14 protein-coding genes are annotated in these 13,566 nt (G+C 73.6%); 4 read left to right on the top strand and 10 right to left on the bottom strand.

What is annotated here, in order from left to right; translation table 11 throughout:
- A complete protein-coding gene (locus M1D46_RS11285; protein WP_456285574.1) occupies positions 1-834 on the bottom strand; it encodes a hypothetical protein in 834 nt (277 codons plus the stop codon).
- Positions 835-859: 25 nt separating this feature from the next.
- Positions 860-1,582: an NUDIX hydrolase gene (locus M1D46_RS11280; protein WP_456285573.1), complete on the bottom strand. Its 723-nt coding sequence runs from the start codon at positions 1,580-1,582 to the stop codon at positions 860-862.
- A gap of 47 nt (positions 1,583-1,629) precedes the next feature.
- Here M1D46_RS11280 and M1D46_RS11275 point away from each other — a divergent pair, with 47 nt between their 5' ends.
- Both M1D46_RS11275 and M1D46_RS11270 read left to right on the top strand, forming a co-directional pair.
- Positions 1,630-2,124 (top strand): MogA/MoaB family molybdenum cofactor biosynthesis protein, encoded by a 495-nt coding sequence (locus M1D46_RS11275; protein ID WP_271171941.1) that lies wholly within the window; start codon positions 1,630-1,632, stop codon positions 2,122-2,124.
- Positions 2,121-2,558 carry a molybdenum cofactor biosynthesis protein MoaE gene (locus tag M1D46_RS11270; protein WP_324014752.1) on the top strand — a complete coding sequence of 146 codons (438 nt, stop codon included), beginning with the start codon at positions 2,121-2,123 and terminating at the stop codon, positions 2,556-2,558. The genes M1D46_RS11275 and M1D46_RS11270 overlap by 4 nt, the downstream gene beginning before the upstream one ends.
- 3 nt (positions 2,559-2,561) lie before the next feature.
- Here the strand turns inward: M1D46_RS11270 and M1D46_RS11265 are convergent, their stop codons facing one another.
- The 4 genes from M1D46_RS11265 to M1D46_RS11250 are packed head-to-tail and all read right to left on the bottom strand — an operon-like array spanning position 2,562 to position 5,651.
- Positions 2,562-2,795, bottom strand: coding sequence for a MoaD/ThiS family protein (locus tag M1D46_RS11265; protein WP_282977811.1), 234 nt, complete (start codon positions 2,793-2,795; stop codon positions 2,562-2,564).
- The gene (gene moaC / locus M1D46_RS11260) at positions 2,792-3,274 is read right to left on the bottom strand and encodes a cyclic pyranopterin monophosphate synthase MoaC (RefSeq protein WP_271171938.1); all 483 of its coding nucleotides are present in this window, start codon (positions 3,272-3,274) and stop codon (positions 2,792-2,794) included. The genes M1D46_RS11265 and moaC overlap by 4 nt, the downstream gene beginning before the upstream one ends.
- Entirely contained in the window at positions 3,271-4,509 is a 1,239-nt protein-coding gene (locus M1D46_RS11255) for a molybdopterin molybdotransferase MoeA (protein WP_456285572.1), read from the bottom strand. Before M1D46_RS11255 ends, moaC begins: the two co-directional genes overlap by 4 nt.
- Entirely contained in the window at positions 4,506-5,651 is a 1,146-nt protein-coding gene (locus tag M1D46_RS11250; RefSeq protein ID WP_456285571.1) for a ThiF family adenylyltransferase, read from the bottom strand. The genes M1D46_RS11255 and M1D46_RS11250 overlap by 4 nt, the downstream gene beginning before the upstream one ends.
- 97 nt (positions 5,652-5,748) lie before the next feature.
- Between M1D46_RS11250 and M1D46_RS11245 the strand changes: the two genes are divergently transcribed.
- Positions 5,749-6,927 (top strand): ATP-binding cassette domain-containing protein, encoded by a 1,179-nt coding sequence (locus M1D46_RS11245; RefSeq protein WP_456285570.1) that lies wholly within the window; start codon positions 5,749-5,751, stop codon positions 6,925-6,927.
- Positions 6,928-6,974: 47 nt separating this feature from the next.
- Positions 6,975-7,991 carry a GTP 3',8-cyclase MoaA gene (gene moaA / locus M1D46_RS11240; protein ID WP_282977804.1) on the top strand — a complete coding sequence of 339 codons (1,017 nt, stop codon included), beginning with the start codon at positions 6,975-6,977 and terminating at the stop codon, positions 7,989-7,991.
- A gap of 39 nt (positions 7,992-8,030) precedes the next feature.
- Here the strand turns inward: moaA and M1D46_RS11235 are convergent, their stop codons facing one another.
- From M1D46_RS11235 to M1D46_RS11220, 4 genes are all read right to left on the bottom strand, one after another.
- Positions 8,031-9,680 (bottom strand): ABC transporter ATP-binding protein, encoded by a 1,650-nt coding sequence (locus tag M1D46_RS11235; RefSeq protein ID WP_324014759.1) that lies wholly within the window; start codon positions 9,678-9,680, stop codon positions 8,031-8,033.
- Positions 9,677-10,639, bottom strand: coding sequence for an ABC transporter permease (locus M1D46_RS11230; protein ID WP_456285569.1), 963 nt, complete (start codon positions 10,637-10,639; stop codon positions 9,677-9,679). Before M1D46_RS11230 ends, M1D46_RS11235 begins: the two co-directional genes overlap by 4 nt.
- A gap of 1 nt (position 10,640) precedes the next feature.
- Positions 10,641-11,723: an ABC transporter permease gene (locus M1D46_RS11225; protein ID WP_282977801.1), complete on the bottom strand. Its 1,083-nt coding sequence runs from the start codon at positions 11,721-11,723 to the stop codon at positions 10,641-10,643.
- A gap of 66 nt (positions 11,724-11,789) precedes the next feature.
- Positions 11,790-13,424, bottom strand: coding sequence for an ABC transporter substrate-binding protein (locus M1D46_RS11220; RefSeq protein ID WP_421075844.1), 1,635 nt, complete (start codon positions 13,422-13,424; stop codon positions 11,790-11,792).
- Positions 13,425-13,566 lie beyond the last annotated feature (142 nt).

Below are 13,566 nucleotides of genomic sequence, written 5' to 3'. Positions count from 1 at the left end.
TCAGGCGCCGAGGTCGCCGCGCAGGCGCGTGAGGTGCGCGGCGGTCAGGTCGTCCTCGGCGCGCTCCGCGGTCGGGATGTCGCGGATGACCTCGAACCCGACGGCGGGGACGCCGCCCGCAGGGCGCACGTCGAGGTGCACGACCTCGTCGCCCCGCGCGTGCAGCCAGGCGGCCATGTCGTAGTCGCTCGGGGAGTCTCCCGCCGTGAACCAGCGGCGCGGCGCGACCATCCGCTCCTCGATGAGGCCGAGCGCGCGCTCGGCGCCGAGGGCCTTGCCCGCCGTCACATGCTCGATGTCGACCGAGATGATCGTCGGGACGATGTGGAAGTCGGCGGCGAGCCCCAGCTCGTCGATCACGGCCTGGCAGGCCGCGACGAACGCGGGCTGCGCCGCGAGGTAGTCCGCGTTGGGCGTGTCGACGTTCTGCTCGATGGAGATCATCGTCCGCTTGGTGTCGTCCCAGAACATGAGGTCGCGCTCGCGCTCGGCGAGCGCGCGGATGGCGTCGAGCAGCTCCTGCGGCGGCCGCAGCGCCTCGTCGGCGTGCACCTGCCCGGCGCGCGGCGTCTCGGCCGACGCGTCGAGCGCGAACCACGTCGCGCCCTTCTCTCCGACGCCCCAGACCGGGGCGTCGGCGCGGAGCCCCGCATCCGCGAGCGCCGGGATGACCCGCTCCACGAGGAAGGCGTGCGAGCGCCCGGTGTTGAACACCACGGGCGCACCCGCATGCGCGAGGGCGACGAGGTCGGGCGCGATCGATGGCACGCGCAGGGTGCGGGTGACGGTGCTCGCGAGCGGGCCGTCGACGTCGAGGAGGAGTCCGAGGGTCACCGCTCCATCCTCCCCGATCGCGGGGTCACACCGGCACGTCGATGATCCGGCCCTCGTCCCACGGCTCGGTCCAGCCGAGCCGATCGAACATCGCGTCGAGCACACCCGCCGTGAAGCCCCACACGATGCGCTCCTCGCCCGTGCGCGGATCCGCGAGCACGAACGCGGGGCCGCGCCACTCGCGCCCGCCGCGGCGGGTGAGGGAGGTGCGGCGGTTCTCAGGGGCGAGGAGATCCGCGACCGGAGCGCGGAACACGGACGACGACTCGGCCGCGTCGACCGCGCGAACCGGCGAGGGGCGCCGCCACCAGGCGAGCACGGGGGTCACGAGGTGGCCCGAGACCGGCACGGGGATCTCGCGGAGCGCGCCGAGAACGTCGACGCCGGCGGGGTCGAGCCCCGTCTCCTCGCGCGCCTCCCGCAGAGCGGCCGCGACGATGTCGCGGTCACCGGGCTCCACGCGGCCGCCCGGGAAGGCGATCTGCCCTGCATGGGAGCGCAGCGTGGTCGCGCGCGCGAGCAGCAGCACGTCGAGGTCGCTCGAGACCGCGCAGCGATCGTGCCCGGCGGATGCGGGGAGCGCGTCGAGGACGCCGAACAGCACGAGCACGGCCGCGGGCCGAGTGGCGCCCGCCATGAGCTGCGCCCGCTCGCGCGCCCACGGGCCTTCGAAAGCCGGGTCGGCCGCGAGCGCCTCGAGCTGCGCGCGCGCCGTCGACGCCGGGAGCTGCGCGTGCGCGGACGACATGGCCACGAGCGTATCGCGCCGCATCGCGCCCTAGGCTGGTCGCTGTGATGTCGGACGAGAAGACGCCGCCGCTCGCGGTCGTCGTGACCGTGAGCGACCGCTCGGCGGCGGGGGAGCGCGAGGACGCCGCGGGCCCGCGGGCCGTCGACGCCCTGCGTGCCGCGGGATGGCGTTGCGAGCCCGCGCGGGTCGTCCCGGATGGCGAGGCCTCCGTCTCGGCGGCCCTGCGGCAGGCGGTCGCAGACGGCGCGCGCCTCGTCGTGACGACGGGCGGCACGGGCGTCGGGCCGCGCGATCGGACGCCCGAGGGCACGCGCGCGGTGCTCGATCGGGAGGTGCCCGGGATCGCCGAGGAGCTGCGCCGTCGCGGCGCGCAGGAGAAGCCGGCCGGCATGCTGACCCGCGGCCTCGCGGGCATCGCCGGGGCGGCGCTCGTCGTGAACCTGCCCGGTGCGCCGCGAGCCGTGGACAGCGGGATGCCGGTCGTGCTCTCGGTCGCCGGGCACGTCGTGTCGCAGCTCGACGGCGGAGACCACGCGTGACCGGCGCCGGTCGGGTCGCGATCGCGCGCATCAGCGCCGAGCCGCTCGACGTCGCCGCGCACCTCGCGGCCGTCGACGATCCGCGCGCAGGCGCGGAGACGTCGTTCGTCGGCCGTGTGCGCGACCACGACCCGGACGCCGGGGGAGCGGTCGTGGCGCTCGAGTACACCGCGCATCCGGACGCCGAGCGCGTGCTCGCATCGCTCGCCGAGCGGGCCGCCGCGGACCACGGCGCGACGGTCGCCGTGAGCCACCGCGTCGGGCGCCTGGGCGTGGGCGACGCGGCGGTGGTCATCGCGGCCGCGTCGGCGCACCGAGCCGAGGCGTTCGCGGCGTGCCGTCAGCTCATCGAGGACATCAAGCGCGAGCTCCCCGTGTGGAAGCGCCAGGTCGAGGCCGACGGCACGGCCGCCTGGAAGGGCATCGGGGGCTGAGGCTCACCCGCCCGCGAACGGCGGCAGCACGTCCACGTGCACGGCGCCCGCGAGCGGAGCGTCGTCGTCGCGGCGCTCGCCGTCGACGAGGACGGCGCAGCGCGGCAGCACGGACCCGAGGGCCGGGTGGTCGGCGACGAGCGCCGCGCGGAGCGCGTCGAGCGTCGCCTCCGTGCGCTCCTCCTCGGCGACGCCCGCGGCCTCCTCGGCGGCGGCGAAGTAGCGCACACGCGTCATGCCGGCGCCTCGCCGTCGCGGATCCAGTCGCCGGAGCGCCCGCCGGACTTCGCGACGATGCGCGCGCTCTCGATCGCCGCGGATCGATCGATGCCCTTGATCATGTCGACGACAGCGAGCGCCGCCACCGTCACGGCCGTGAGGGCCTCCATCTCGACGCCCGTCCGGTCGGCGGTGCGGACCTCCGCCTCGATCGCGACGCCCTCGTCCTCCACGGCGAGGTCGACGCGTGCACCGTGCACGCCGATCACGTGCGCGAGCGGCAGGAGCTCGGCGCAGCGCTTGGCTCCCTGAATCCCCGCGATGCGCGCGACAGCTAGGACGTCGCCCTTCGGCACGGCGCCGTCGCGCAGGGCGTCGGCCGTCGCGCGTGCACAGCGCACGAAGCCGCGCGCTGTCGCCGAGCGGACCGTGGGCTGCTTGGCCGTGACGTCGACCATGCGGGCGTGGCCCGCGGCATCCAGGTGCGTGAAGGTCATGACAACAGCATGACATCCACGGGGTCGCCCGCCGCGACAGCGTCGACCTCCGCGGGCACGACCGCGTACGCCGTCGCGGCGGCGAGGCTCCCCGCGAGATGAGAGCCCGATCCGCCCGGTGCGGCCGGGCGCACCGACCAGCGCGCGGGGTCCGATGTGTCCACGATCGCCGGCAGGTACTGGCGTCGCCCGGCGGGCGTGCGCCATCCGACCGCGGCGGGCAGCCGGAGGACGGGGCGAGCGGTGTCCCGGATGCCCTGCATCGCGCGCAGCGCGGGGCGCACGAACACCTCGAACGACACCGCGGCGCTCACGGGATTGCCCGGGAGCCCGAACAGCAGCGGGCCGTCGGCGAGCCGGCCGAAGGCCTGCGGCTTGCCGGGCTGCATCGCGACCTTGACGAAGGCGACCCGCCCCGCGAGCGCGTTCTTCACGACCTCGTACGCGCCCGCGCTGACCCCACCGGAGGTGATCACCGCATCCGCGTCGTGTGCCGCGTGCAGGAGCTCGGCGAACGCCTGCTCATCGTCGGACGACACGGCCACGCGCGCGATCTCGGCCCCTGCCGCGGCGGCGAGCCCCGCGAGCAGGGTCGAGTTGGACTCGGGGATCTGGCCGCGGGCCAGGGGCTCGCCCGCCGGCACGAGCTCACTGCCGGTGGAGAGGACCACGAGTCGAGGGCGGCGGTGCACCCGCACCGCACCGCCGATGCCGGCGGCGGCCGCGGCGCCGAGGGCATGGGCAGTGAGCACGGTCCCGGCCGGGAGCACCTCGTCGCCCGCGCGGAGGTCCTCGCCCCGTCTCCGGATGTGAGCGCCGCGGCGGCGCGGCGCCCGGAGCACCGCGATCTCGCCGAGCGACGCAGCGAGGCCGTCGCGCGTGTCCTCGAACGGCACGATCGCGTCGGCAGCCGTCGGCACGGGCGCCCCGGTCATGATGCGGATGGCCTCCCCTGCGCCGAGCGCCGGGTCGGCAGGGTCGCCGGCGGGCAGATCGGCGACGACGCGCAGGGTGACGGCGCGCTCCGGGCTCGCGTCGGCGACGTCGTCGAAGCGGACCGCGAAGCCGTCCATCGCGGAGTTGTCGAACACCGGGATGTCGACGCGCGCCCGCAGCGCCTCGGCGAGCACGCGCCCGCCCGCTGCGGCGAGCGGGACCTCGACCGGGTCGAGGGCGCGGACCTCCGCGAGGACGGCCGCGAGATGCTCCTCCACGGTGCGCAGGCGGCCGCTCACCGCGCGTCCTCCCTCTCGCGCCATGCCGCGTAGCCGCCATCGAGCACCCTCGCTCGCGTGAAGGGGGCGAGGGCCGTCGCCGCCCTCCGCGCTCGGCCCCCGATCTGGCACACGATGAGCACGGGGCGGTCGCCGACCTCGCGGGCGACGCGCTCGGGCGCGTCGAGCAGATCGGCGAGGGGGATGTGACGCGAGCCGGGCACGATGCCCGCCTCGAGCTCCTCGGCCTCGCGCACGTCGATCACGATCGGGGCGGCGGGGCCCGCGAGCTCGGCAGCCGCGGCGTCGACCGGCACGATCTCGATCGGGTGCGCGGGAGAGCCGGACGCGGTCACCGTGCGCGGTCGGCTGGTCGCCCCGCCCTCGCGCGACTGCGCCGCGCCGCGCAGCGGGATCTCGCGGAAGCGCGTGCCGAGCGCGTCGATGAGCAGCAGGCGGCCGACGAGCGGGTCGCCGACGCCCGCGAGGAGCGCGATCGCCTGCGTCGCCATGAGGGCTCCGAGCTGCAGGCAGAGGGGCCCGAGCACGCCCACGGCGGTGCACGTGGGCGGCTCGCCGACGCGATCAGCCGGGTAGAGGTCGTCGAGCACGACGGGCGCGACGCCCGCGGGAGGGCGCGACCAGAAGACCGTGAGCTGCGCGTCGGTCTCCTGGACGGTGCCCCAGACGAGCGGCGTGCCCGATGTCGCGCAGGCCGCCGCGACGGCCGAGCGCGTCGAGAAGAGGTCGGAGCCGTCGAGCACGACGTCGGCGCCCTCGAGGAGGCGCGCCGCGCTGTCGTCCGTGAGGCGCTCCCGGACGGCCCGCACCCGCACCTCCGGTGCGATCTCGCCCGCGACGCGCACGGCGCTGTCGACCTTCGGCGCCCCGACGTCGGAGAGGCGGTGGATGACCTGCCGCTGCAGGTTGGTCAGCTCCACGTCGTCGTCGTCGATCACCGTGAGCGTCCCGACACCGGCGGCGGCGAGGGAGAGCACGGCCGGGGAGCCGAGCCCGCCCGCGCCGACGATCGCGACGTGCCCCGCAGCGAGCCGGCGCTGCCCGTCATCGCCGAGCGCAGCGAGCGAGCGGTGGCGGGCCGTGCGCCGCTGCTCGGCGGCGCTCAGCGCGGGGACGGGCTCGACGAGCGGCGGGAACGGCATGGGATCAGGGTACGGCGTCCGCGTCGCCCGCGTTTCTCGGGCGATCCATTCCCTTCCGGGCATCGCCGAGGCAGGATCGGAAGGGGGGAGGGGGCTCATGGGGGAATCGGTCCGGATGCGCAGGGGCGCGCACACCGTGCCGGTCGACACCGGCGCTCTGCGGCTGAGCCCGCCCGTGCTCCGCGCGGATGTGCGCGTCGACCGGAGCCGCGCGCTCGCGCTCAACGCGCGGATCGAGCTGCACCACGGCGAGGTCGTCGCGGTGATGGGACCCCGCGGCTCGGGCGCCTCGACGCTCCTCGCCGCGCTCGCCGGGACCATCCGCCTGTCCGACGGGTCGATCGAGCTCGATGCGGGCATCCGGATCGACCGCCGTCGGCACCTCCGCCCCGCGCGGCGGGGCATCGCGCTCGTCGCCGGCGCGCCGGACCTGCCCGAGCACCTCCGCCTCCGGGACATCGTCGCCGACGGGCTGCGGCATCGGGGGGTCCCGCGCGGTCTCGCTCGCCAGGAGGCGGACGAGTGGCTGTGGCACGTCGGGCTCCCCGGAGCAGGCGACCATCACCCGCGCGAGCTCTCGGCCGGCGGCCGGGTGCGGGTCGCGGTGGCGCGCGCCCTCGCGGCGGCACCGCGGGTGCTCCTCCTCGACGACCCGCTCGCTCGGCTCGACGCACGCGAGGCGGACGACGTGCGCCAGATGCTCCGCGAGCAGCTCGCGGCGACCCTGACGACCGCGCTCGTCGTCACGCGCGAACTCGTCGACGCCGTCGCGCTCGCGCAGCGGATGGTCGTCCTCGAGCGGGGGCGCGTGACGCAGTCGGACCGGATCCCCGCCGTGCTCGCGGCGCCCGCGACCGCCTACGTCGCGGAGATCGCGGGACTCAACCGGCTCGAGGGCGTGTTCGCGGACGGCCACTGGACGCCGCGCGAATCCGCCCCCGGGCCGCGTCTCGCGTCGTCCCACCGCACGCATGTCGCCGAGGGCGCTCCGGCCGCGGCGATCTTCCCGATGCGGTCGGTCCGCGTCGAGCACACGGCAGAGCGCACCTGGACCGGCGCGGTGCGCGTGGCGGGGGACAGCCCGGCGTCGCCCGGCCGCTGGCTCTCGCGCGTCGCGCGGATCGAGCCCCTGCCCGCGGGCGGCCGCGTGCGCACGAGCGCTCCCGAGATCGCGGTCGACCTGACATCCGCCCGCCTCGCGGAGCTGCGCCTGCAGCGCGACGACCCGATCTGGCTCTCGGTCGACCCGTCCGACGTCCGCGTGCGGCCGGCCTGACGGCGGCGGCGCGCCCCCGCGCGCCGCAGCGGGCCTACGCTGGACGGATGCGCAGCTCACCACCTCTCGTCGACACGCACGGCCGTGTCCACCGGGACCTGCGCATCTCGCTGACCGACCGCTGCTCGCTGCGCTGCACGTACTGCATGCCCGAACAGGGAAACGAGTGGCTCGCGCGCACGAGCATCCTCTCCCTCGACGAGATCGAGCGCGTGGCGGCGGTGGCCGCGGCCGCGGGCATCACCACGTTCCGCCTTACGGGCGGGGAGCCCCTGCTGCGTTCCGACATCGTCGAGGTCGTGCGGCGGCTCGCACGGCTCGAAGGCCCGGACGGCCCCGTGCAGATCGCGATGACGACGAACGGCATCCGCCTCCCGGAGTTCCTGCCCGGTCTCGTCGCGGCGGGGCTGAGCCGCCTGAACATCTCGATCGACACGCTCGACCGCGAGCGGTTCCGGGAGCTCACGCGCCGGGATCGCCTCGGCGACGTGCTCGAGGGGATCGCGGCGGCCGCGGCGTCGCCGCTGCGTCCGCTCAAGCTGAACGCCGTCGCGATGCGCGACGTCAACGTCGACGAGCTCGTCGACCTCGTCGCGTTCGCGGTCGGCCACGGCGCGCAGATGCGGTTCATCGAGCAGATGCCGCTCGACGCGGGCCACACGTGGTCGCGCGAGCGGATGGTCACGCGCGAGGAGATCCTCGACGCGCTGTCCGCGCGATGGGAGCTCACGCCCGTGCCCGGGCGCGGGGGCGCACCGGCGGAGACCTGGCTGCTCGACGGCGGGCCGCACTCGGTCGGCGTCATCGCCTCGGTCACGGCGCCGTTCTGCGGCACCTGCGACCGGCTTCGGCTCACGGCCGACGGCCAGCTGCGCAACTGCCTCTTCTCGACGACCGAGTTCGACCTGCTGCCGATCCTGCGCGCGGGGCACGCGCCGGGCGTCGAGGAGCAGCACCTCGACGCGATGCTGCGCGGCTGCATCATCCGCAAGCTGCCCGGCCACGCGATCGACGATCCGTCGTTCCTGCAGCCCGCACGCGGGATGAACGCGATCGGCGGCTGAGTCCCGGTCGCCGAGCCGGAGCCCGGCGACCGGGAGCGGTCAGCCCGCTGCCGCGACGCGCTCCCACTCCGCGCGCCGCTGCGCCTGCAGCACGGGGTCGGGCACGGGCAGCGACGCGATGAGCCGGCGCGTGTACGGATCCTGCGGCGCGCCCAGCACGTCGGCGGTGCGGCCCTGCTCGGCGATGCGGCCCCTGTGGAGCACGACGACGCGATGCGCGAGCAGGTCGACCACGGCGAGGTCGTGCGTGATGAACAGGGCAGCGAAGCCGAATCGCTCCTGCAGCTCCGTGAAGAGCTCGAGCACGCGCGCCTGGACCGAGACGTCGAGCGCGCTCGTCGGCTCGTCGGCGATCACGAGCTTGGGCTCGAGCACGAGCGCCCGCGCGAGGCTCGCGCGCTGCCGCTGGCCGCCAGAGAGCTCGTGCGGGAACCGCCGTGCGACCTCGGGTGGCAGGTGCACCGCCTCGAGCAGCTCGGCGACGCGGTCGTCGGCCTCGCTCTGCCCGACGCCGTGCACGCGCAGCGGCTCGGCGACGCAGGCGCCGATCGTGAGCAGCGGGTTGAAGCTCGACGCCGGGTCCTGGAAGACGAAGCCGATCTCCCTCCGACGCGCCCGGAAGTCCCGTTCGCGGATACCGTTGAGCTCCGCCCCGAGCACGCGCAGCGAGCCGCCCGTGACGGGAGCGAGCGCGGCCATCGCCCGGCCGATCGTCGTCTTGCCCGATCCCGACTCCCCGACGAGCCCGAGCACCTCGCCCGGGCGGATGTCGAAGCTCACGCCGTCGACCGCGCGGAAGCCGCGCGCCCCGAAGCGGCCGGGGTACTCGATCTCGAGTCCCTCGGCGCGGACGACGGGCTCGGCGTCGGCGTCGCCCGTGTACGGGCGATCGGCGATGGCGAGCCGCGGCACGGCCGCGAGCAGGCGCTGCGTGTACGCGTGCTGAGGTCGGGCGAACAGGTCGACCGCGCGCGCGGTCTCGACGATGTCGCCGCGGTACATGACGGCGACCCGGTCGGCGAGATCGGCCACGACCCCCATGTTGTGGGTGATGAGGACGATCGCGGTGCCGAACTCGTCGCGGGCCCGGCGCAGGAGGTCGAGGATCTCGGCCTGCACGGTCACGTCGAGAGCCGTCGTCGGCTCGTCGGCGATGATCACCTTCGGGCCCAGGACGAGGGCCTGCGCGATCACGATGCGCTGCTTCTGCCCGCCCGAGAACTGGTGAGGGTAGTCGTCGACGCGGCGCTCGGGGTCGGGGATGCCGACCTTGCGCAGGATCTCGACGGCTCGCTCGCGCGCCTCCTTCTTCCCGATGCGCTCGTGGGCCCTGATGCCCTCGGCGATCTGCCATCCCACCGTGAAGACGGGATTGAGCGCGGTCATCGGCTCCTGGAAGATCATCGCCGCCTCGGTGCCGCGCACCGCGCGCAGGCGATCGGGCGACAGCGCCACGACATCCTGCCCCGACAGCACGACGGCGCCGTCGACGCGCGCGGTCTCGGGCAGGAGCCCGAGGATCGCGCGCGCCGTGACGGTTTTGCCGCTGCCCGACTCGCCGACGACGGCGAGCACCTCGCCGGAGCGGACGTCGAGGTCGATGCCGTGCACCGCGTGGACGTCGCCGCCATCGGTCGCGAACGTGACGTCGAGACCCTGGATGCGGACCGCGGACTGCTCCTGCGTCATGCGCTCACTCCTCCTTCGGCCGCCACGGCGGCCCTCTTCGCGACCGCACGGCGCGTGCGCAGTCGCGGGTCGGCGAGGTCGTTGAGGCTCTCGCCGACGAGCGTGATGCCGAGCACCACGAGCACGATGGCGACGCCGGGGAAGATCGACGTCCACCACACGCCGCTCGTGACGTCCTCGATCGAGCGGTTGAGGTCGTAGCCCCACTCGGCCGCCGCTGTCGGCTCGATGCCGAACCCGAGGAAGCCCAGCCCCGCGAGCGTGAGGATGGCCTCCGACGCGTTGAGCGTGAAGATGAGCGGCAGCGTGCGGGTCGCGTTGCGCAGCACGTGGCGCATCATGATCCGCCACGGCGACGCGCCGATGACCTTCGCCGACTCGACGAACGCCTCCGACTTGATGCGCACGGTCTCCGCTCGGACGACGCGGAAGTACTGCGGGATGAACACGACCGTGATCGAGATGGCGGCGGCGAAGACGCCGCCGACGAGGCTCGACTGACCGCCCGAGATGACGATCGCCGCGACGATCGCGAGCAGGAGCGTGGGGAACGCGTAGATCGCGTCGCAGATCACGACGAGCACGCGGTCGAGCCAGCCGCCGAGATAGCCGGAGACCACGCCGAGCAGGATGCCGATGAAGATCGACATCGCGACCGAGACGACGATCGCGAACAGCGCGGTCTGCGTGCCCCAGATGACGCGGGACAGCACATCGAAGCCGCCGGCGGTCGTTCCGAGGACGTGCTCCGCGCTCGGCGCCTGTCGCGCGCCGAAAGTGCCGTCGGCATCCGACAGCTGCGAGAAGCCGTACGGGGCGAGCACCGGCGCGAGGATCGCCGTGAGGAGGAACACCGCGCAGATCGCGAGGCCCGCGGTGAGCATGCCCCGCTGGAGACCCACCGACTGCCGGTACGAGCGGACGACGGGGAGACGCGCGAAGAGGGATTCCTTCGCCATGTCAGTACCTCACCCTCGGGTCGATGAACGCCGCGATGATGTCGACGATGAAGTTGGACAGCGCGACGATGACGGCCAGCAGGGCGACGATGCCCTGCACCGCGACGAAGTCGCGTGCCCGGAGGAACTCGGCGAGCTGGAAGCCCAGGCCCGTCCACTCGAACGTCGTCTCGGTGAGCACGGCGCCGCCGAGGAGCATCGCGATCTGGAGGCCGATGACCGTCACGATCGGGATGAGCGCAGGACGATACGCGTGCGTCGCGACGAGGCGCCGCTCGCGGACGCCGCGGGAGCGCGCCGCGTCGATGTACGGCATCGACAGCGTGCCGATGACGTTCGTCCGCACGAGGCGGAGGAACACGCCCGCGGTGAGGAGCCCGAGCGCCAGGCCCGGCAGCACCGCGTGCGAGAGCACGTCGGAGATGTAGGCGGGGTTGCCGCTGCGGATGGCGTCGATCGTGTAGATCCCGGTCGCGCCGTCGAGGCGGTTGAGCCCGATCTCCACGCGCGGGGACGCGCGACCCGAGGTCGGCAGGACGCCGAGCCAGACCGAGAAGACGAGCTTGAGCAGGATCCCCGCGAAGAACACGGGCGTCGCGTAGCAGAGGATCGCGAACACGCGCAGCACGGCGTCGCCCCAGCGGTCGCGGACGGCCGCCGCGATCATGCCGAGCGGGATGCCGACCGCGAACGCCACGATGAGCGCATAGACCGCGAGCTCGAGCGTCGCGCCGCCGTAGCGGAGCAGCACGTCGCCGACGGGCTGGTTGTCGAGAGTCGTGCCGAAGTCGCCCACCGCGATGCGGCCGAGGTACTCGAGGTACTGCACGAGGATGGGCCGGTCGTAGCCGGCCGCCTCGATGCGCTCCTGGAGCTGCGCGGGCGTGAGCTGACCGCCGAGCGCGGCGGTGATCGGATCGCCGGTCGCGCGCATGAGCACGAACACGGTCGTCACGAGGATGAGGACGGTCGGGAAGATGAGCAGGAAGCGGACGAGCACGTAGCGCCAGAGGCCGTGCCCTCCGCTCGCACGCCGGACGAGCGACGCTGTGGTCGCCTCCGGCGGAGTGAGGGTGTCGGTCACAGGAGGTTCTCCATCATGCCGGAGAGGGCGGGCCGGAGGTCGTCCGGCCCGCCCTCTCCTCGGCGGTCAGCGCGTCAGGGGTGCGAAGCGCAGCTTGAACGAGGCGTCGAGGAGCACGCCCTCGATGTCGGACGCGCTGACGAGGGTCTGCGCGCCCTGGAGGTACGGCACGGTCGAGAGATCCTCGGCGACCATCGCCTGGATCTGCTCGATGAGCGCCGTGCGCTCGCCCTCGTCGGGCGTGACGGCCTGCTGGAGGATGAGGTCGTTGACCTCGGGGTTCTCGTAGTGGTTCACGAGGAAGTTCTCCGTGAGGAAGAACGGCGTGAGGTAGTTGTCGGCGTCCGAGTAGTCGGGGAACCATCCCAGCTGGTACGCGGGGTACACGTCGGCGACGCGGTCCTCCGAGTACTGCGTCCACTCGGTCGAGTTCAGCGAGACGTCGAAGAGGCCGTCCGCCTCGAGCTGCTTCTCGATGAGGGCGTACTCGTCGCCCGAGTTCGGCCCGTAGTGATCGGGGCTGTACTGCAGGCTCAGCGCGACGGGCGTCTCCACCCCTGCGTCGGAGAGGATCTGCTCGGCGCTCGCCGCGTCGGGGCCGCCGTCGCCGTCGCCGTAGAGGTCCTTCAGGACCTCGGTCGCGCCGATGAATCCCTCGGGAACGTACGAGTAGAGGGGCGTGTACGTGCCGTTGTAGACCTGCTCGCTCAGCTCGTCGCGGTCGATGAGCGACGCGACCGCCTGCCGCACGGCGAGCGCCTTGGCCTCGTCGGCGTCCTCCGTCTCCGAGCCGTAGGGCTGCGTGTGGAAGTTGAACACGATGTAGCGGATCTCGCCGCCCGGGCCCTCGTGGACCGTGAGCGCGTCGTCGCCCGAGAGATCGGCGACGTCGGCGGGGGACAGGCTGCGGTACGCCACGTCCACATCGCCCTGCTGCACCGCGAGCTTGAGGTTCGACGACTCGGCGTAGTAGTTCAGGATGACGCCGTCGTTCGCGGGCGCGTCGATGAGGCCCTGGTAGGCCTCGTTCGGCGTGAACTCGATGATCTCGTTGAACGTGTAGGACGTGATCGAGTACGGTCCCGCGAACGCCTCGGCCTCGACGATGTCCTCGTCGGGCGTGAGCGCGTCGGCGGCGAAGACGTCCTCGTCGACGATCGCGCCGGGGAAGCTCGTGAGGATGTACGGGAACACCTGGTCGTTCTCTGTCTTCAGGTTGAAGACCACGGTCGTCTCGTCGGGGGTGTCGATCGAGTCCAGGTTGTAGAGCAGCGACGAGGCGCCGTTCGGGTCGGCGATCGCGATCTGGCGCTCGAACGAGAACTTCACGTCGCTCGAGGTGAGCGGGTTGCCGTTGGCGAACTCGAGGCCCTCGGGCAGGGTCACCGTGTACTGCGTCGGCGACGTGAACTCGGCGCTCTCGGCGAGGTCGGGCACGACCTCCGTGCTGCCGGGTGCGGTGTTCACGAGGTACGGGAACACCTGCGTCTGGACCGCGAGCGACCCGTTGTCGTAGGAGCCTGCCGGGTCGAGCGTCGTGACCTTGTCGGTCGTGCCGACGAGGATCTGGTTCTCGCCCGCTGCGGGCTCCTCGCCGCCGCCGCCCTGGCCGCCCGCGCAGCCCGCGAGGGCGATCGCCGCGACGGCGGGGACCGCCGTGATCCAGGCCCGACGTCGGACGCCGTTGTGGACAGTCGTCATGGAACTTTCCTCTTTCCTGATGCTTCGCACATCGAAAGGAGCGCCGAACGGGTTCGTCGGCGCTGACCCGAGAATCCTCGCACAGGGTTTTCACAGCGCCGGGACCTGGGAAGTGAGCCGCCGCGGGTGTTTACAAGACCGT

Source organism: Microbacterium sp. JZ70 (assembly GCF_053903225.1).
Note: the sequence above shows the minus strand (reverse complement) of the source record. Positions and strands in the feature narration are given on the sequence as shown.